The following is a 17,927-nucleotide window of genomic DNA, read 5'->3' as shown; positions in this document are numbered from 1 at the left end:
CTCCCTGGCTATGGTTTGCCACGGGCAATCAGCCCGCGAGCGGTCGCGTCGTGGCGCTCGATCAGCTCATCCAAAACGCACCGTGCCTGCGCCTGCCCGCTGTAGCGGGCCGCCACATAGGCCTCCAGAAGTAAGGTGAACTCCTGAGCGATGGCCTCGCCCTTGAGGGTCAGTACCCGCTCGCCATTCATATACACCGGAGCCGAAGGGTGTTCTCCGGCACCCGGCAGGGAAATGCCGATATCCGCCAGACGACTTTCGCCCGGGCCATTGACCACGCAGCCCATGACGGCCACCTGCAACTGCTCCACACCACTGAAGCGGCTTTTCCAGAGGGGCATCTGCTCGCGCAGGTAATCCTCGATCTGCTGGGCCAGCTCCTGGAAAAAACTGCTGTGGGTACGTCCGCAACCGGGACAGGCCACCACCGAGGGGGTAAAGGCCCGCAGCCCCATGGTTTGCAGGATTTGCTGGGCCACCAGTACTTCGCGGCTACGCTCGCCCCCAGGCTCGGGGGTGAGTGAAATGCGCAAGGTATCGCCAATGCCCTCCTGCAGCAGCACAGCCAGGGCGGTGGACGAGGCGACAATCCCCTTGGAGCCCATGCCGGCTTCGGTGAGCCCCAGGTGCAAGGCAAAGTCGCAACGCTCGGCGAGGTTGCGGTACACGGCAATCAAGTCCTGCACATGACTGACCTTGGCCGACAGTACAATCCGCTCCGCCGGCAGCCCGACCTCGATGGCCCGCTGTGCATTTTCCAACGCCGAGACCACCAAGGATTCGCGCATCACCGCATCGGCCGGCAGCGGCTCGGCGAGCGCGGCGTTGTGGTCCATCATCCGAGCCAGCAACTGCGGGTCCAGACTTCCCCAATTGACGCCGATACGGACCGGCTTGTCATAGCGACAGGCCATTTCAATCATTTCGCAGAACTGCTCGTCGCGCCTGGCCCCCTTGCCGACATTGCCCGGATTGATCCGATATTTGCCCAGCGCCTGGGCGCAATCGGGGTAAGTCGCCAACAGGCGATGGCCATTGAAGTGAAAGTCGCCGACAAGCGGAACCTGGATATCACGCGCATCCAGCAACTCGCGAATCTTCGCGACCTGGGCCGCCGCCTCATGGCCATTGACCGTGATCCGTACCAGTTCGGCGCCGGCCAGCGCCAGTTGCTCGACCTGCGCCGCGGTGGCCCGGGCGTCGGCGGTATCGGTATTGGTCATGGCTTGAACAACGATCGGGCTGGCACTGCCTATGGTCACCGGACCGATACGGACCTGGCGGGTTTTGCGCCGGACAATATTGGAGCTCATCGTCTGCCCCCTCGTCGGATGGAAACGGCATGGACAGTGGCGGTAGATTGAAGGTCGCCATGTGTTCCCCCTTTTAGTGGTTGCTTGACAGCTACACGCAGTAAGCTCGGAAGCGACCGCAAAGAAGCCCTGGGGCTGGACCAGACAACTTTTATCGCTGCCACTGGTTGAAGGTCTGCTCGCCTACGCTGAACAACGGCAGGTCCAGCCGCTGCTGCGCCATTTGCTCGCGAAAGAGCCGGATCGAAGCGATGATTCCCTTGGCGTCGAGGCCACAGCTGGCCAGCAACTGCTCGGGCGCGCCATGCTCGATGAACTGATCATCGAAACCCAGCAGCAGCACTTGCCGGAAAATCCCCGAGGCCGCCAGGTGTTCGAGGCATGCCCCCCCGGCACCGCCTTTCACACACCCCTCCTCGATCGTCACTAACAAGTCATGGGTGCAGGCCAAAGTCTCCAGCAGATCGACATCCAGGGGTTTGACATAGCGCATGTTGGCCACGCTCGCATCCAATGCCTGGCCGACTTCCAGACTCGGCCGCAGCATTGAGCCGAAGGCGAGGATAGCGATACGCTCACCCGGGGTTCGACCCGACTCCCGACGCAGTTCACCCTTGCCCAGGGGCAAGGTATTCAGATCGCTTTGCACCGCCTGACCGGTGCCTCCACCCCGTGGATAACGCACGGCCACCGGCCCGGCCTGGACAAGAGCGGTATGTAGCATCTGCCGGCATTCGTTTTCGTCCGCCGGCGTCATGATCATCAGGTTGGGCACGCAACGCAGGTAGGCGATATCGAACGCTCCCGTGTGAGTAGCGCCGTCCGCACCGACAATCCCGGCCCGATCGACCGCCAGCACCACCGGCAGGTTCTGCAGCGCGATATCGTGAATCAATTGGTCATAAGCGCGCTGCAGGAAAGTTGAATAGATTGCCACCACCGGTTTCAAGCCTTCGCTCGCCAACCCGGCGGCGAAGGTCAAGGCATGTTGCTCAGCGATACCGACATCGAAATACCGCTCGGGAAAACGTTGCTCGAACGGCCCCAGGCCCGCCCCCTCACACATGGCCGGAGTGATCGCCACGACCCGTGAATCACGCTCGGCCTCGTCGCATAGCCAACGACCAAACACCTGAGCGTAGCTTTGCTGGCGGGGTACGGTAGGCAGGACGCCCTGGCCCAGATTGAATTTCCCAGGCCCGTGGTACAACACCGGGTCAATCGCCGCCGGGCTATAGCCATGCCCTTTCTCAGTGACGACGTGCAGCAATTGCGGACCACGCAAACCTTTGAGTAACTGCAAGGTCGGAATCAGCTCATCCAGGTCGTGACCGTCGAGAGGACCGGTATAGTTGAAACCCAGGGCTTGGAACAGGGTCGCCGCCCCCGTGAAGTCCTCGGGTTGCGCCTGCAGTTTTCCGCCCTTCTCATCCCTTGGCCATTCGTCGCGCCGGATCCGCTTGATACCGCCATTGGCCGCGCTTGCACAACGATGAGCAGTCAATCTGCCCAGGTAATGGCGCAGCGCACCGACGGCGGCAGAGATCGACATATCGTTATCGTTGAGAATTACCAGAAACGGCAAGTCGGTGTGCAGACCGGCATTGTTCATCGCCTCATAGGCCATTCCCCCACTCAGGGCGCCGTCACCGATCACAGCGATGCTATGCCGGTGTTCGCCTTTGGTCCGAGCCCCGAGCGCCATGCCCAATGCCGCGGAAATTGAGGTGCTTGCATGGGCCGTTCCGAAGCAGTCGTACTCGGACTCTTGACGTCGGGGAAAACCGGATATCCCGCCCCATTGGCGGATGCCGGCCATGGCCTCGCGCCGACCTGTCAATATCTTGTGCGGATAGGATTGATGCCCCACATCCCAAACGATCCGGTCATGTGGCGTCTCGAAGACATAGTGCAACGCGACAGCCAGCTCCACGCTACCCAGATTGGCCGACAAATGCCCACCGGTCCGGGAGACACTGTGCAGGATGAAGGCCCGCAACTCTTCGGCAACCACATCGAGCGCCCGAGGATGAAGGACGCGTAAATCGCCGGGGCTATCGATGGTGTTCAGTAGCTCGAACATGCCGGACTCCTTTTCATGGCCTTAATGCAGGCGATTGACGATCAGGTCAGCCAGTTCACGCAGATAGGTCGCACGAACATCGAAGCCAGCCAAAGCAACATGGGCACGTTCGTTTAGCTGCCAAGCCAGGCACCGAGATGGCTCCAGGCCAAGCACCGAGACGTAGGTCGGTTTGTTGCCGCGGGCATCCTTGCCGGCGGTTTTCCCCAACGTTGTCGAGTCCTGGGTCACGTCGAGAATGTCATCGACGATCTGAAATGCCAGGCCGATCGCCGCTGCGTAGCGATCCAGCGAATCAAGATCTTCGTCGGACCGCCCGGCACACAGCGCGCCCATGCGCACTGCGGCGCGGATCAACGCGCCAGTTTTCATCTGATACATAATGTCCAAGGCCGCAACGTCTACCTCCGTATCGAGACCATTCAGATCGAGCATCTGACCGCCACACAAGCCGCCGGGGCCGACAGCACGGGCCAGTTCCTCCATCAGCAAGGCTTGCCGAGCGAGGGGGACAGGCGTGTGTCGCAAGGTCATGAAGGCCTGCATCAGCAATGCGCTTGCTGTCAGGATGGCGGTGGCTTCGTCGAACCGGATATGGACGCTAGACCGGCCATGACGCAGACCGTCGTCATCCATGGCCGGCAAATCGTCCTGTACCAGAGAACTGATATGGACCATTTCCACTGCCGCACAAACCCGATCCAAAGCCTGCCGATCAGCGCCGAAAGCGATACCGCTGGCCTGGCACAATAATGGTCGCAGCCGTTTTCCGCCCCCCAATACCGCGTAGCGCATCGCTTCGTGCAGTCGCGCAGGCACTATCGATAGGCAGGGCAGTTCAGCTTCTAGGCAGCGCTCGAATCGATTCAACTGCGCCTGTCGCCAGTCTCCAAAAGCAGGCAGAGCGCCCTGTGTCGATAGCGCGTCACGCACATCTATCACCCTGATTTTTAGAGGGCCTGATGGCCGATGGAAGAAGCCTGGACAGCCAGTACCTGCCAGGCTCGGATACCCGCCAGGGTGTAGGTTTCGAAAATCCGCCGAAACCAGACCGTGTATCTGTCAGGAGCCGCTGTGATACATCCGGGAATATCGGACAGCGCCAACCATTCCCAGGCCAGGGCCTCATCAGGATTGACAACCGGAGGGGTGTCGCACGTGCCTACATACAGGTGATCGAACTCATGCTCGATGAGTTCGTTCGAGACTTGTTCGCGGTAGAGCAGCGAGGCCACCTTTTTCAATGGACAGCTTAGGCCCATCTCCTCGAACAGGCGCCGCTGTGCAGCGGCGTGGGTCTGCTCGCCCAGGCGCGGATGCCCGCAACAGGTATTGGACCATAGCCCTTGAGAGTGATATTTACCGAGAGCCCGCTGTTGCAACAGTAAACGACCGTGCTCATCAAAGATGAAGATCGAGAACGCCCGATGCCGTAGACCATGTTGATGGATGAACAACTTATGCGCACTGCCAGTTTCGCAATCATCCTCATCGACCAGAATGAGGGTTTCTTCCATGGTTAGACTCCGTAGGTCTTCACCACTGGACACAACTGCAGACCAGAATGCGTAGGGAAATTCAGACTTATTGAACAAGGTTATTTGAATGTAGCTCTCGGCCGGCTGGGTGCAAGCACAGGAGCCCCATCGGTGACTCCGTCCGTCGTATTTCCCAACAGCGCATGTTCGATTACCGAACAGCTTTGTCAGCTATGACTCCTCGACGGAATTGACCTGATTAACCAACTGGTACATTTTGTCTCCAAGCCAACCGACGATAATCCGTCGAGCCCACAAAAACAATGGAGATACGCTGATGCCGCCAATCGTTCTGGTGCTCAACGGCCCGAACCTCAACCTGCTCGGCACCCGTGAGCCGGCGACCTACGGCCATGAAACCCTGGCGGATATCTCGGCGCTGTGCGGTCGCACCGCTGACGAACTCGGCCTGGCGGTGGAGTTTCGCCAGACCAACCAGGAAAGCGAACTGATCGACTGGATTCACGGCGCCCGCAGCCGCTGCGCCGGTATCGTCATAAACCCGGCGGCCTGGACCCACACCTCGGTGGCCATCCGTGACGCCCTGGTCGCCAGTGAAGTCCCGGTGATCGAAGTGCACCTGTCCAACGTCCATGCCCGGGAAACGTTTCGCCATCACTCCTTTGTCTCCTCCATCGCCATCGGCGTGATGTGCGGGTTTGGCAGCCATGGTTATCGCCTGGCCCTTGAACATTTCAGTCAGCGGTTGAAGGGTTGATGAGCATGTCGAATATCACTGTGCTGGCCGGCCTGATCGGCGCGGGCATCCAGGCCTCTCGCACGCCGGCACTCCATGAGCATGAGGGTGATGCCCAAGGCATGCGTTACCTCTATCGGCTGATCGACCTCGATGCGCTGAAACTCGACAGCGGCGCCTTGGCCGATTTGCTCAAGGCCGCCGAGCGTATGAGTTTTACCGGCCTGAACATCACCTTTCCCTGCAAGCAGGCGATCATCCCGCTGCTCGATGAGCTGTCGCCCGAGGCCCGGGGCATTGGCGCAGTGAATACCGTGGTGCTCAAGGATGGCAAGCGCATCGGTCACAACACCGACTGCCTGGGGTTCGCCGAGGGTTTTCGCCGCGGCCTGGGTGATGTTGCACGTCGGCGCGTGGTACAGATGGGCGCCGGAGGCGCTGGCGCGGCGGTAGCCCACGCGCTTTTGGCAGAAGGCGTACAGACGCTGAGCATTTTTGACGTCGAGGTCAGTCGCGCCGAGGCCTTGGCCAACAACCTGAACCAACACTTCGGCGTTGGTCGTGCCCGGGCCGGGCATGACCTGTCCGCCGCCATGGCCGAGGCCGATGGCCTGGTGAACACCACGCCCATGGGCATGGCGAAACTACCGGGCATGCCGGTGCCGGTCGAGCTGTTGCACGGCCAATTGTGGGTGGCGGAAATCGTTTACTTTCCCTTGGAAACCGAACTGCTGCGCAACGCCCGCGCCCTTGGCTGCCGCACGCTGGATGGCGGCAACATGGCGGTGTTCCAGGCGGTGAAGGCGTTTGAATTGTTCAGCGGCGTCGCGCCAGATGCACAGCGGATGCTGGAACACTTCCAGAGCATGAATCACTAAAGCCCGGGGATTATCCCTGTGGGAGCGGGCTTGCTCGAGAATGCGGTTTGTCCGTCACACATTTGTCGACTGACACACCGCATTCGCGAGCAAGCCCGCTCCCACATTCGGTTCGGCTCAGGGCTGTAGGTAGCGCAACACCGACTCACAAACCATCTGCCGATGCCGCTGCTTGATCGCTTCGTCCGACAAATCGATCTGAAAAATCTCACCGAATGTCTGGCGGTTGGACACTCGGTAGAAGCAGAAGGAACTGATCAGCAAGTGCACATCCAGCGGTTGCAGATCGGGACGGAACACACCCTCTTCGGCACCGCGACGCAGGATCACGCCCAGGGAATCGAGGATGGTGTTGGTCATCGCCTTGATCGCGCCGGACTGTTTCACGTACTCGGCGTTGTGGATGTTCTCGATGCAGACGATGCGCACGAAATCCACATTGCGATCGTGGTGGTCGAAGGTGAACTCCACCAGGCGCCGGATCGCATCGACCGGGGCCAGTTCCGCCAGGTGCAGGCGGCTCTCGGTGGTGCGGATATCACCGTAGAGTTTTTCCAGCACCTCGACGTACAACTGCTCCTTGCTGCCGAAGTAGTAGTAGATCATGCGCTTGGAGGTGTGGATGCGCTCGGCGATGGCGTCGACCCGGGCACCGGCCAGGCCTTGCTGGACGAACTCGACGATGGCTTCCTGAAGAATGTTCTCCCGGGTCTTCTCCGGGTTGTTCTTGCGACTCTTGCGCGGCGCGACGACGGGTTCGTCGAGGGCTGCGGAAAGCTCTGGATTCATAGTCATTGCGGGGCTCACGGCCATCACTGCACAGGCTGGCGATTATGGGCTGCACCGTGCACTGAAGGAAGCCACGACACGGCCCATTACCGCCACGTTTACGATTTCCCTACAACTTGGCGTGTCGCAAACCACCGCTGCGGGACTTGGCCATGGCCGCCAGGCGCACCGCGACATTGGCGGCGCCATAACCGACGTAGCCGTTCTTGCGCTGGATGATCTCGAAGAAAAACCGCCCTTCGAACGGCTCGGTGTAGACGTGGAACAGTTCGCCACCCTGGGCGTCGCGGTCGTACAGCACGTTGAAATAGGCCAGCTCGCTGAGGAACTCATCGTCGAAATCGAAACGCGCCGCCAGGTCGTCGTAGTAATTGAGCGGAATGTCCAGCAACGGTACGCCCGCCTCTTTGGCACGACTGACCTGAGCGAAGATGTCGTCGCAGTCGAAGGCGATGTGATGCACGCCGGAGCCGCGATAACTCGACAGCGCGTGTGAGATCGCGGTGTTGCGGTTCTCGGAAATGTTCAGCGGCAAGCGGATCGTACTGCAGCGGCTGCGCAGCGCACGGCTTTTTACCAGGCCATAAGGGTCGGGCAGGACGACTTCGTCGTCGGCCTCGAAATCCAGCAGGCTCTTGTAGAACAGTACCCAACTGTCGAGGCTGTCGGCCGGCAGCGCCATCGCCATGTGGTCGATGCGCTTGAGCCCGGCCCCAATGACCGCGCCCGGCTGTAGATTGAAATCAGTGCCGTAGACATCGGCCTGCTGGTCCACCAGATAGATCAGGCTGCCATCCGGTGCGCGCACCGCCGCCAGCTCCAGTTCATTGGGGCCTACCAACCCACGATAGGGCTGGCCTTTGTAGGCAACGGCCCGCTCCAGGGCGCTGGCGCTGTTTTTCACGCGCACGGCGGTGGCGCACAACGACGGTCCGTGGGCTTCGAAAAAATTGTGGGCGAACGAGTACGGTTCGCTGTTGAGAATCAGGTTGATATCGCCCTGGCGCAACAGGCTGACATTCTTGGAACGATGCTGGCCGGCCTTGACGAACCCCAGCCGCTCCAGCCAATGGGACAGCTTGGCGCCGAGGTTGTCGTCCACGGCGAACTCGAGGAATTCGATGCCGTCGTATTCGCTGGCCGGCGGCGTGGCGAACAGGATGTCGGTATTGCGCATGGAGGGCGCTTCTGCAGCCAGGCGCTGGCGGGTCTTTTCTTCCAGGTACAGCAGCGAGCGCAGGCCATCGGCGGCATTGGCCCGTGGCGGCGCGGCGCGGAAACCGTCGTTGAAGATTTCCAGCGACAGCGGTCCGGTGTAGCCACTCTTGATGATCGGCGCCAGGAAACCCGGCAAGTCGAACTCGCCCTGGCCCGGGAAACAACGGAAATGCCGGCTCCATTCCAGGACATCCATGGCCAGGATCGGCGCGTCGGCCATTTGCACGAAGAAGATCTTGTCACCGGGAATCTCGGCGATCGCGCTCGGATCGCCCTTGAGGGACAAGGTGTGGAAGCTGTCGAGCAGCACCCCGAGGCTTGGGTGATCGGCCTGGCGCACGATGTTCCAGACCTGTTGATAAGTATTCACGTGCCGCCCCCAGGCCAGCGCTTCATAACCGATACGCAAGCCGCGTGCGCCAGCGCGTTCGGCCAGCAGGCGCAGGTCATCGATGAGAATCCGTTCATCGCCGACGCTATCGGCCGAGGCATTGCTGCACACCAGCACCAGGTCGGTGCCCAGTTCCTGCATCAGGTCGAACTTGCGCTCGGCCCGCTCCAGGTTGCGCGACAGGCGATCGCGGCGGCAGCCCTCGAAGTCACGAAACGGTTGGAACAAGGTGATGGCGATGCCCAGGTCGGCGCACATCTGCCTGATTTCCCGAGGGCTGCCATCGTAATAGAGAAGGTCGTTCTCGAAGATTTCCACCCCGTCAAAACCGGCGGCGGCAATGGCTTCGAGTTTTTCCGGCAGGGTACCGCTCAACGACACGGTGGCAATGGAACGCTGCATGACTTCGGCTCCCGGGACAGGCATCGGCTACAAAAGGTGCGCCGCTTTTTAAAGAGTCAGCCGATTATTGAGCTGCCGGTTTCTTTCAGCAATTTAATATGTACCATCCGGTTAGTTTTTTGGGCGATTATCGAACAAAATGCCGATCGCCGAATTGACGATTTTTTGCTCACTGCGCACCATCGCTCCCCACATCGACGCAAGCCCTGATCGCCGACGTCGATGGACAGACCCAGACCGACCATAAGAATTTCAAAAACGGGTACACGCTATGATTCCTTCCCAAAGTTCCCGCCTGGCCACTGGCCTGAGTGCCTCCACCGGCGGCGTCGGAGACAAGATCCGCGGCGCCATGGCCGTGGGCAAGACCCGTTGGGGCATGCTCGCCCTGGTGTTTTTTGCCACCACGCTGAACTACATCGACCGCGCCGCCCTGGGCGTCATGCAGCCGATCCTGGCCAAGGAGATGAGCTGGACGGCGATGGATTACGCCAACATCAACTTCTGGTTCCAGGTCGGTTATGCCGTCGGCTTCGTGTTGCAGGGGCGGCTGATCGACCGGATCGGCGTCAAGCGCGTGTTCTTCTGCGCCGTGCTGCTCTGGAGCCTGGCGACCGGCGCCCACGGCCTGGCCACCTCGGCGGTGGGCTTCATGGTCTGCCGCTTCATCCTCGGCCTCACCGAAGCCGCCAACTACCCGGCCTGCGTGAAGACCACGCGACTGTGGTTCCCGGCGGGCGAACGGGCCGTAGCCACCGGCATCTTCAACGCCGGGACCAACGTCGGCGCGATGTTCACCCCGATGCTGTTGCCGCTGGTCCTGCACGTGTGGGGCTGGCAGGCCGCGTTCCTGTGCATGGCCGCGCTCGGCGGGATCTGGCTGGTGTTCTGGGGCCTGAAATACTTCAACCCCGAAGACCATCCCACCGTCAAACAATCGGAGCTGGACTACATCCAGGCCCAGGACGAACCGGACCAGGTCCGCGTGCCGTTCTCACGCATCCTGCGCATGCGCGGCACCTGGGCGTTCGCCCTGGCCTACTCGATCACCGCGCCGGTGTTCTGGTTCTATCTCTATTGGTTGCCGCCGTTCCTGAACCAGCAATACAACCTGGGCATCAATGTGACCCAGATGGGCATCCCGTTGATCATCATCTACCTCACCGCCGACTTCGGCAGCGTGGGCGGCGGGATCCTGTCTTCGTTCCTGATCGGTCGCGGCCTCGATCCGATCAAGGCGCGACTGGTGTCCATGCTGCTGTTCGCCTGCTGCATCATCGGCGTGATCATGGCCGCCGGCGCAAGCAACCTGTGGATGGCAGTGTTCGCCATTTCCCTGGCCATCGGCGCGCACCAGGCCTGGACCGCCAACATCTGGAGTCTGGTGATGGACTACACGCCCAAGCACATGATGAGTACGGTGTTCGGCTTCGGCGGCATGTGCGCGGCCATCGGCGGGATGTTCATGACCCAGCTAGTGGGTCACATCCTCACCGTGACCAACAATAACTACACCGTGCTGTTCACCCTGATCCCGGCGATGTACTTCACGGCGCTGATCTGGTTGTACTTCATGGCGCCGCGCAAGGTGCCAACCCTGGAAAACTGATTGTCCACATGCGGCTCTGTACAAAATCCCGAGAACCCCAATCGTCGCGCCTCCAGTGCTGAGATTTTGTAGAGTCACCCGCCATCAACGGAAAGGAACTCTGTGATGGCAAAGCGTTGCGAACTCTCGGACGAGGCCTGGGGAGTAGTCTCCGATCTCTTCATCGAACCCCATGGCCGAGGGCGACCGAGCCTTAGCGACCGCCTGATGATTGATGGGGTGCTCTGGGTACTTTGCTCGGGGGCTGCGTGGCTAGATATGCCGGAGCGCTTTGGCCCGTGGTCAACGGTCTATCAACGGTTTCGGGGGCTGGCGAAACCAGGGGACATTCGATCAGATGCCCAAACGCATTCCGTCTAGCCAACATGGACGCTCTCGCAAACGCTAAATGGCTGCTTGCCGATAAGGGCTACGACGCCGAAGCGCTACGCCGCTACTGCGATCAATATCGAATGCAGCCTGTCATCCCGCTGCGCTCAATGAAGCGCAAACCCAAGCCTGGCTTACCCAGGCTGTTTGATTCGGCCCAAGGACCGGCAGTGAAACATCATCGAACGCATGTTTGGCTGGCTGAAAGAGAACCGTAAGATCGTGACACGCTTCGACAAGCTTGCGAAAAGCTAGGCCGCCATGGTCTCCCTGGCTTGTTCCACGCGGTGTTTGCAACATCTCTTGTCGTACAGAGCCTAACGAATAGATTATTCAAGAATATATTGGATAACCCCGTGGGCACTTAAATTGGCACCCGTTTAACCCGCCCAGAGGTCTAATGGATCAGCCGCGCTTGTGTGTAGCTCTCTTGCTTGTGTCGTACTCTGTCAGTGGACCGTAAATGGCTCCTCCAGCAGTAGCTGGCAAAATAAAGACACCCATCTGATAACTATTATTTCTTGTGCCCTTTAATTGATTTCGGATTGATGACATCATAATTTTCATCATGCGACTTGCTTGTTTCTTCATAAAAAAGCTTCGCTGCTCGGTCTGCAAACAGTAGACCAGAGATGGCTCGACTTTGGGATGAGGACAATTTATTCATAGCCAAGCTTTATCTATTTAATAGATTCAATTTGTATCAGGAACAATATTGGCAGCCGCTTCAAATACTTCGGGAGCATTATACCCATCCTCCCAATACCGATCCGACTCTATTAATGTTGCAGATTTCCAGCCATTGAAAGGCATGCTTAAACAATGCACATAGTACTCTACATCCCGCTGCCATGCTCCAAAATCAGGAAGGTTTTTTTGCAAGTGCAAATACTCACTTACGTCTTCATTGTTAATGCGTATTACTTCTTCTATGGCTTCTGCCCTTGTTATGCCTTTGAAATTCTCCAGTACTTTTACCAGATTCACATAAAAATCACCCGTAGCTTCCTCTTTAAGCAGAGATTGTATGTCGTTAAAATACCCGGGAATACGACCGGAAACCCTGGATAACTCCCGGATAACCGGGTGCCTATGTATTTCATCAGGAAGCGTTACACCTGTTTCCACTTCCATGGATTCATTAAAGGCGCGAAGCATCAACGTCTTTTCCCGGATCATTCGTTGATTGGATGGTGTCGGGAATCGCTTATCTTTTTTGTACATTGTTTCTATTTCCACACCATCGAAATAAATACCTATTTTATCTGCAATGCGATCGATGGACGACTGGGGTATAAATGCCAGGAATTCCTGACGCATTTGCGCGAGAAACGCCCCGAGCGGAATATTGGCATCGCTGGCAGTAAGGGTTCCTTTTAAAATAGCAATGGAACATTTTTGCCCTTGACGTACCCCTTCGGGCGCACACAGCTCATATATATCATCATTATACATAGACCATAACATAAGGCGTGCCAACGGTATCAATCTTTCATAAGTTGGCGTAAGGGGCCACCACCTTGCAGACATATAACCGGTACGTACACGCTTATAATTTTCGCGGGCGGCTTCGGGAAGCAGGCTTTTAAGTTCGCCGTCGATCCATTGTTTGTCGGTGTGCTCCTGTATAGTTGCGGCATATGGACTTATCAAGTCAGGGGTAGGATAGACAAGCCCTGTTTCAAGAATTTCACGAATATTCATAATCGCTCTCTTGGTCAATTGATTAATTTCCGATTTCACCTGTAGTCTTTTATTTTCCGAATTGAAGGTTAACCCCTGTAAGACCTCCTTGTACTTTAGATGTTTTGAGGTTGCTAGCGAATTGATCAAGGTGTTTCTTGCTCGATGTAGAGCAGGACGATTTAAATGATTTGATACTGCCGACAACGCTTTCAGGATCAAGCCGACATCCCTGAAACAATGGAATATCGAGCGGATGACGGCACAACATAGTTCGGTATGGTCACGCTTCGGGCGTGAATCCGTTCGTTGACTGCAACTGGTGAATTTATTTCAGACTGCCTTGATCCTTCTCCTGTCCGACCTCCGGGGGTGGAAGAACTGACCATGCCAGATACCTCCCACGCGCACCTCTTCACCTGGCTTGACGGTGATCCAGTGCCAGGATCAAAGATAGGTCGGGTGATACGCAGGCTTGTACTCCGGCTCCCGGATTTCGTTCACGCAAAAAACTGAACACTGGATTCAATGACGAAGCCCATTTCATATCTGCCTCTACATGTTGTTGATCATCCGTACGTAAAATTATTATCGGGGGAGTGCAGATCGGTCTACTGTCAATCGTGACAAATTTATAGATGTTTTATGAATAGTGAATAGTGCTTTAAGGAATAAAGCGATATTTTTAAGTGCGGGTTTATCTGTCGGTTTTTTTGGAAAGCACTGTCAGAATTGGACGGCCGAAACCCAGTTTGCCGTCGTCCTTGAAACGGCTGGTTTGTCTGAGATTGAACTGGCTGAATACTGCCGTCACAAAGGCCTGCATCAACGGCCAGAAGACAGACAAAACCCAACAAAAAGACGACCGCGAACAAGCCCGGAAGGACACGCTTTGTCATCACAGAATTCTTTTCCGTTGATGGCGGGTGACTCTACAAAATCTCAGCACGGAGGCGCGACGATTGGGGTTCTCGGGATTTCGTACAGAGCCTAACGAACAGCGATCCACCCGTGGCGAGGGAGCTTGCTCCCGCTCGATTGCGCAGCAATCGCCTGAAAGCGGGGGCTGCTTCGCAGCCCAGCGGGAGCAAGCTCCCTCGCCACAGAGGGCTGTGCTAGCCACAGGGGACTGGGCTGGCCACAAAGGGTTCTGTGGGGTGGTCACTTGCGCCGCTGTTGCCACGCCGCCGCCAACCCACTCAAGCAGATCAGGGCGATGCCCACCACGGTGGTCAGGGTCGGCGTATGGTTGAACAACAACCAGCCCAGCAGCCCGGCAAACACGATCTGGCAATACCCGAACGGCGCGAGCAGCGCCGGGGCGGCAAAGCGGAAGGCCTGGGTCAGCATCAAGTGCGCCGTCATCCCGCAGGCGCCCAGCGCTAGCATCATCGCTCCGTGCAACAGGCTCGGCACTTGCCAGAAGAACGGCACCAACGCGCTCATCACCAGGGTGTTACACAGGCCGGCGAAGAAGTTGCTGGTGGTCGGGCTGTCGATCTCGCTGAGCTTTCGCGTGAGCAGTTGGTAGAAACAGAAGAACAGCGCCGAACAGAACGGCAATATCACCGCCGGGGTGAACAGATCCCCGCCCGGATGGACGATGATCAATACCCCGATAAAGCCGAAGATCACTGCGATCCATTGCCCGCGTGTCACGTGTTCGCCCAGCAATGGCACCGACAACGCGGTGACCAGCACAGGCGCGAGAAAGTTGACCGCCGTCGCCTCGGCCAGCGGGATATACAACAGCGCCGTGGTGAAGAACAGACTGGTGCCCAGCAGGCACAGCGCCCGGCCCAGTTGCCACAAAGGCCGCTTGGTCCGCAGGACCCGCAACCCCGAGCGCGGCAGGAAAATACCCGCCATCAACAATGTGTGCACCACGTAACGTGCCCAGACCACCATGATGATCGGGTAGAAACCCGAGAGATATTTCGACAAGGCGTCATGACTGGAGAACAGAAACGTCGCCACCAGAATAAGCAGGATGCCCTTGAAAGCCTGATTGACACCGGAAAGCGGAGTGCTGACGGTCATGTAGGAATCCTGCGTTGCGTGATGTGGGGTGCAAGGCTTGCCTGTGGCGGACGAGACCGCATTCAGCTGAACAATTCCGAGGCCTGGCTGGCTTGCGATAACTCCTCGGCAAACGCCAGCAAGGTCGGTGCCAGCTCATGCAACCGCGCCCGCGTCATCCGTGCGCTGGGGCCGGCAACACTCAACACGCCGATGACCCGGCCGTCCAATGGATGACGGACCACAGCGGCAATGGCCGACGTGCCGATCGCCGAGCTTTCCTCGACACAGGCATAGCCGTGTTCGCGGGCCTGGTGCAGGTACTGGAGCAGTTCAGCCGGGCTGCGTGGCGCGTTTGGCCCGGCGTCCTCCGGCACTTGCACGGCCTGGCGCGCCACCAGCGCCAACGCCTCGGCGTCACTCATGCAAGCCAGCCAGGCATGGCCCGACGCGGTATAGGACAACGGCGTCTCACGTCCCATGTCCGGGTCGTAGCGCAAGCCGGAACGGGCCCCCTGAGATTTGGCGATCCAGGTCTGGCACTCCCCTTCGATGACACCCAGGCGCACCAGTTCACCCGTTTCCTGTGCCAGGCGATCGAGCACTGGCTGGACGATGTCGGCACCGCTTCGCGACAGATAACGAAAGCCCATGGCGACCAGGCGGGTCGACAAGTGATAACGCAGGTTCTCGGGATTCTGGCGCACATAGCCCAGGCGCATCAGTTCGGCGAGCAAACGGTGGGTGGCACTCTTGGGAATCTGCAACTGTTCGGCCAAGCCTAACAGCGGCCAGCCGCGAGGGTCGCTGGCGAGGCTTTCCAGCACATTGAAAACCCGTTCGATTTGACTGCCGGCCATGGGCGATCCAAAGGTAAGTTCGGCGATTCTAGAATATGCAAAGTGTAATGCAAATTCTGGAACCGGTGCGCCATTCATTCATGCCCTGATGAACCAAACCCCGCGCCGGTTGCCTGAAAGCTCAGGCATCACGCGCATCCTGACGCCTCAAAAGCTAGACTCACCGCAACGGCAGTACAGTGACACCCCGGTCAATCAGAGGAACGCCCACATGTTATGGAAAAAAGGTCGCCGCAGTGACAACGTGGTGGACGCTCGCGGTGACGGTGGGGGCGGTGGCGGGATGCGTTTCGGCGGCGGCAAGGGCTTGAGCCTGACGGCCGTCCTCCTGATCGTCGGCATCGGCTGGATCACCGGCCAGGACCCCATGCAGATTCTCGGGCAACTGGCCGGGCAGATGGATCAATCCGCACCCACCTCTTCACAGACCCGCCAGGCACCGCCGGCCAACGATGAACAGGCCGAGTTCGTGCGCTCGATCCTCGGCGATACCGAAGACACCTGGGGCCAGGTGTTCCAGCAGGCCGGACGCCAATACCAACAACCGAAACTGGTGTTGTTCAGTGGTCGGGTCAACTCGGCCTGCGGCCTGGCCTCGTCGGCGACCGGTCCGTTCTATTGCCCGGCAGACCGCCAGGTCTACCTGGACATGAGTTTCTTCAAGGAAATGTCCCAACGCTTTGCCGCCGCCGGGGACTTCGCCCAGGCCTACGTCATTGCCCACGAAGTCGGACACCATGTGCAGACGCTGCTCGGCGTGTCGGCGAAAATCCAGGAAGCGCGCCAGCAAGGCCGGCAGATGGAGGGCGATGGTGGCTTGTTGGTACGCCAGGAATTGCAGGCCGATTGCCTGGCTGGTGTGTGGGCCAACCATGCGCAAAAACGCCTGAACTGGCTTGAGCCGGGAGACATCGAGGAAGCCCTGAACGCCGCCAATGCCATCGGCGATGACCGCTTGCAGCAACAAGGCCAGGGTCGCGTGGTGCCGGACTCCTTCACCCACGGCACGTCGGCGCAGCGAGTGCGCTGGTTCAAGACCGGGTTCGCCCAGGGCCAGGTCAGCCAGTGCGACACGTTCGCGGCGAAAACCCTGTAGATGAAGTGGGGGACGTTGGTCGGGCTGGTGCTGTGCTGCGCCGTTGCCCAGGCCGAGGAACACGGCGTCAACGTGGTCGCCCAAGGGCGACTGCAGTTCAAGGGCGGCGCCATGGCCGTCGGCGTAAGCCCACCGCTAGCGTCCATCCAGCGCGTGTTGATCATCCTCCACGGTCGGCTGCGCAATGCCGACACCTACCTGCACAGCGCGGAAAAGGCCGCCGGGCAGGCCGGGCAACTGGGCACCACCCTGATCATCGCCCCGCAGTTTCTCAACGAACAGGACGTGGCGCGCCATCAATTGCCCAATGACCTCCTGCGCTGGCAAGGCAACGACTGGATGGCCGGTGGCTTATCCACAGGGCCCCATCCAATCAGTTCCTTCCAGGTACTCGACGACATCGTTGCGCGAGTCAGTGACCGACAGCAGTTTCCCGAAGTGAAAGAGATCGTCATCGCCGGCCATTCCGGCGGCGCCCAGGTCGTGCAGAGCTATGCCCTGCTCGCCCACGGCCAATACCGGGTCAGCCCACGTTTTGTCATTGCCAACCCGTCGTCCTATGCCTACTTCGATGCGCAACGGCCCATGGCTTTCGACCCTGCCGGTTGCCCTGGCTTCAATCATTGGAAGTACGGCCTGCAGAACTTGCCAGCCTACGCGGCGGGGCAAACACCCGCGCAACTGGAAGATAACTACGTCAAGCGCGACATCGTCTATTTGCTCGGACAACAAGACACCGACCCGGAACATCCGGCGCTGGATAAAGGCTGCGAAGCACAAACCCAAGGGCCGTATCGGTTACTGCGCGGGCATTTCTTTTTTGACTACCTGACCCGGCGTCATCCCGAGGGGTTGAACCAGCGGCTGATCGAAGTGCCGGGGGTTGGGCATAACGGGGATGGGATGTTGACTTCGCCTGAGGGGCTGAAGGTGTTGTTTGGGCAGTAAGTTTTGTCGCGAATGACTGGGACTTATCACGAGC

Annotated in this window: 15 protein-coding genes and 1 pseudogene; 7 read left to right on the top strand and 9 right to left on the bottom strand. The window is 58.9% G+C overall.

Annotated elements, in window-relative coordinates:
* Nucleotides 1–8: 8 nt before the first annotated feature.
* From ispG to idi, 4 genes are all read right to left on the bottom strand, one after another.
* Nucleotides 9–1,313, bottom strand: a complete 1,305-nt coding sequence (ispG, locus tag V7773_RS16465; RefSeq protein ID WP_336074177.1) for a flavodoxin-dependent (E)-4-hydroxy-3-methylbut-2-enyl-diphosphate synthase — start codon at nucleotides 1,311–1,313, stop codon at nucleotides 9–11.
* A gap of 151 nt (nucleotides 1,314–1,464) precedes the next feature.
* Nucleotides 1,465–3,396: a 1-deoxy-D-xylulose-5-phosphate synthase gene (gene dxs, locus V7773_RS16460; protein ID WP_336074176.1), complete on the bottom strand. Its 1,932-nt coding sequence runs from the start codon at nucleotides 3,394–3,396 to the stop codon at nucleotides 1,465–1,467.
* A 21-nt stretch (nucleotides 3,397–3,417) separates the two neighbouring features.
* Complete coding sequence (locus tag V7773_RS16455) at nucleotides 3,418–4,215, bottom strand: polyprenyl synthetase family protein (protein WP_336074175.1); 798 nt, start codon at nucleotides 4,213–4,215, stop codon at nucleotides 3,418–3,420.
* A 131-nt stretch (nucleotides 4,216–4,346) separates the two neighbouring features.
* Nucleotides 4,347–4,913, bottom strand: a complete 567-nt coding sequence (gene idi, locus V7773_RS16450; RefSeq protein ID WP_336074173.1) for an isopentenyl-diphosphate Delta-isomerase — start codon at nucleotides 4,911–4,913, stop codon at nucleotides 4,347–4,349.
* 298 nt (nucleotides 4,914–5,211) lie between these two features.
* On the opposite strand from idi, the gene aroQ reads away from it, so the two are divergent.
* Nucleotides 5,212–5,652, top strand: a complete 441-nt coding sequence (gene aroQ / locus V7773_RS16445; RefSeq protein WP_336074172.1) for a type II 3-dehydroquinate dehydratase — start codon at nucleotides 5,212–5,214, stop codon at nucleotides 5,650–5,652.
* 5 nt (nucleotides 5,653–5,657) lie between these two features.
* Nucleotides 5,658–6,509 (top strand): shikimate dehydrogenase, encoded by an 852-nt coding sequence (locus V7773_RS16440; RefSeq protein WP_371856981.1) that lies wholly within the window; start codon nucleotides 5,658–5,660, stop codon nucleotides 6,507–6,509.
* Between the two features lie 117 nt (nucleotides 6,510–6,626).
* On the opposite strand, the gene V7773_RS16435 is transcribed toward V7773_RS16440, so the two are convergent.
* Both V7773_RS16435 and quiC read right to left on the bottom strand, forming a co-directional pair.
* Nucleotides 6,627–7,304 carry a TetR/AcrR family transcriptional regulator gene (locus tag V7773_RS16435; protein WP_063324270.1) on the bottom strand — a complete coding sequence of 226 codons (678 nt, stop codon included), beginning with the start codon at nucleotides 7,302–7,304 and terminating at the stop codon, nucleotides 6,627–6,629.
* Between the two features lie 103 nt (nucleotides 7,305–7,407).
* Nucleotides 7,408–9,309, bottom strand: coding sequence for a 3-dehydroshikimate dehydratase QuiC (quiC, locus tag V7773_RS16430; RefSeq protein ID WP_336074171.1), 1,902 nt, complete (start codon nucleotides 9,307–9,309; stop codon nucleotides 7,408–7,410).
* Between the two features lie 271 nt (nucleotides 9,310–9,580).
* Here quiC and V7773_RS16425 point away from each other — a divergent pair, with 271 nt between their 5' ends.
* Nucleotides 9,581–10,918 (top strand): MFS transporter, encoded by a 1,338-nt coding sequence (locus V7773_RS16425; RefSeq protein WP_336074170.1) that lies wholly within the window; start codon nucleotides 9,581–9,583, stop codon nucleotides 10,916–10,918.
* Nucleotides 10,919–11,023: 105 nt separating this feature from the next.
* Entirely contained in the window at nucleotides 11,024–11,278 is a 255-nt protein-coding gene (locus tag V7773_RS30510) for a transposase (protein ID WP_442963488.1), read from the top strand.
* Nucleotides 11,279–11,980: 702 nt separating this feature from the next.
* On the opposite strand, the gene V7773_RS16415 is transcribed toward V7773_RS30510, so the two are convergent.
* Entirely contained in the window at nucleotides 11,981–12,991 is a 1,011-nt protein-coding gene (locus V7773_RS16415) for a terpene synthase family protein (protein ID WP_336074169.1), read from the bottom strand.
* A gap of 706 nt (nucleotides 12,992–13,697) precedes the next feature.
* Between V7773_RS16415 and V7773_RS16410 the strand changes: the two are divergent.
* Nucleotides 13,698–13,857 (top strand): annotated as a pseudogene (locus V7773_RS16410) (IS3 family transposase); the annotation flags it as partial.
* 274 nt (nucleotides 13,858–14,131) lie between these two features.
* Here V7773_RS16410 and V7773_RS16405 read toward each other — a convergent pair.
* Nucleotides 14,132–15,010, bottom strand: a complete 879-nt coding sequence (locus V7773_RS16405) for a DMT family transporter (protein WP_336074168.1) — start codon at nucleotides 15,008–15,010, stop codon at nucleotides 14,132–14,134.
* 62 nt (nucleotides 15,011–15,072) lie between these two features.
* On the bottom strand, nucleotides 15,073–15,849 hold the full coding sequence (locus V7773_RS16400; protein WP_072348468.1) for an IclR family transcriptional regulator: 777 nt from the start codon (nucleotides 15,847–15,849) through the stop codon (nucleotides 15,073–15,075).
* A 211-nt stretch (nucleotides 15,850–16,060) separates the two neighbouring features.
* On the opposite strand from V7773_RS16400, the gene ypfJ reads away from it, so the two are divergent.
* Both ypfJ and V7773_RS16390 read left to right on the top strand, forming a co-directional pair.
* Nucleotides 16,061–16,945: a KPN_02809 family neutral zinc metallopeptidase gene (gene ypfJ, locus V7773_RS16395; RefSeq protein WP_003205817.1), complete on the top strand. Its 885-nt coding sequence runs from the start codon at nucleotides 16,061–16,063 to the stop codon at nucleotides 16,943–16,945.
* A complete protein-coding gene (locus V7773_RS16390; RefSeq protein ID WP_336074166.1) occupies nucleotides 16,946–17,893 on the top strand; it encodes an alpha/beta hydrolase in 948 nt (315 codons plus the stop codon).
* Nucleotides 17,894–17,927 lie beyond the last annotated feature (34 nt).

The organism is Pseudomonas sp. 3JA (assembly GCF_036961705.1).
GTDB classification, from domain to species: Bacteria; Pseudomonadota; Gammaproteobacteria; order Pseudomonadales; family Pseudomonadaceae; genus Aquipseudomonas; species Aquipseudomonas fluorescens_Q.
This window is presented reverse-complemented; position numbering and strand designations above follow the sequence as displayed.

Excerpts from the sequence above, each read along its gene's own strand:
- ispG (WP_336074177.1), bottom strand. The coding sequence starts at position 1,313 with ATGAGCTCCAATATTGTCCGGCGCAAAACCCGCCAGGTCCGTATCGGT.
- dxs (WP_336074176.1), bottom strand. The coding sequence starts at position 3,396 with ATGTTCGAGCTACTGAACACCATCGATAGCCCCGGCGATTTACGCGTC.
- idi (WP_336074173.1), bottom strand. The coding sequence starts at position 4,913 with ATGGAAGAAACCCTCATTCTGGTCGATGAGGATGATTGCGAAACTGGC.
- aroQ (WP_336074172.1), top strand. The coding sequence starts at position 5,212 with ATGCCGCCAATCGTTCTGGTGCTCAACGGCCCGAACCTCAACCTGCTC.
- V7773_RS16440 (WP_371856981.1), top strand. The coding sequence starts at position 5,658 with ATGTCGAATATCACTGTGCTGGCCGGCCTGATCGGCGCGGGCATCCAG.
- V7773_RS16435 (WP_063324270.1), bottom strand. The coding sequence starts at position 7,304 with ATGACTATGAATCCAGAGCTTTCCGCAGCCCTCGACGAACCCGTCGTC.
- quiC (WP_336074171.1), bottom strand. The coding sequence starts at position 9,309 with ATGCAGCGTTCCATTGCCACCGTGTCGTTGAGCGGTACCCTGCCGGAA.
- V7773_RS16425 (WP_336074170.1), top strand. The coding sequence starts at position 9,581 with ATGATTCCTTCCCAAAGTTCCCGCCTGGCCACTGGCCTGAGTGCCTCC.
- V7773_RS30510 (WP_442963488.1), top strand. The coding sequence starts at position 11,024 with ATGGCAAAGCGTTGCGAACTCTCGGACGAGGCCTGGGGAGTAGTCTCC.
- V7773_RS16415 (WP_336074169.1), bottom strand. The coding sequence starts at position 12,991 with ATGAATATTCGTGAAATTCTTGAAACAGGGCTTGTCTATCCTACCCCT.
- V7773_RS16405 (WP_336074168.1), bottom strand. The coding sequence starts at position 15,010 with ATGACCGTCAGCACTCCGCTTTCCGGTGTCAATCAGGCTTTCAAGGGC.
- V7773_RS16400 (WP_072348468.1), bottom strand. The coding sequence starts at position 15,849 with ATGGCCGGCAGTCAAATCGAACGGGTTTTCAATGTGCTGGAAAGCCTC.
- ypfJ (WP_003205817.1), top strand. The coding sequence starts at position 16,061 with ATGTTATGGAAAAAAGGTCGCCGCAGTGACAACGTGGTGGACGCTCGC.
- V7773_RS16390 (WP_336074166.1), top strand. The coding sequence starts at position 16,946 with ATGAAGTGGGGGACGTTGGTCGGGCTGGTGCTGTGCTGCGCCGTTGCC.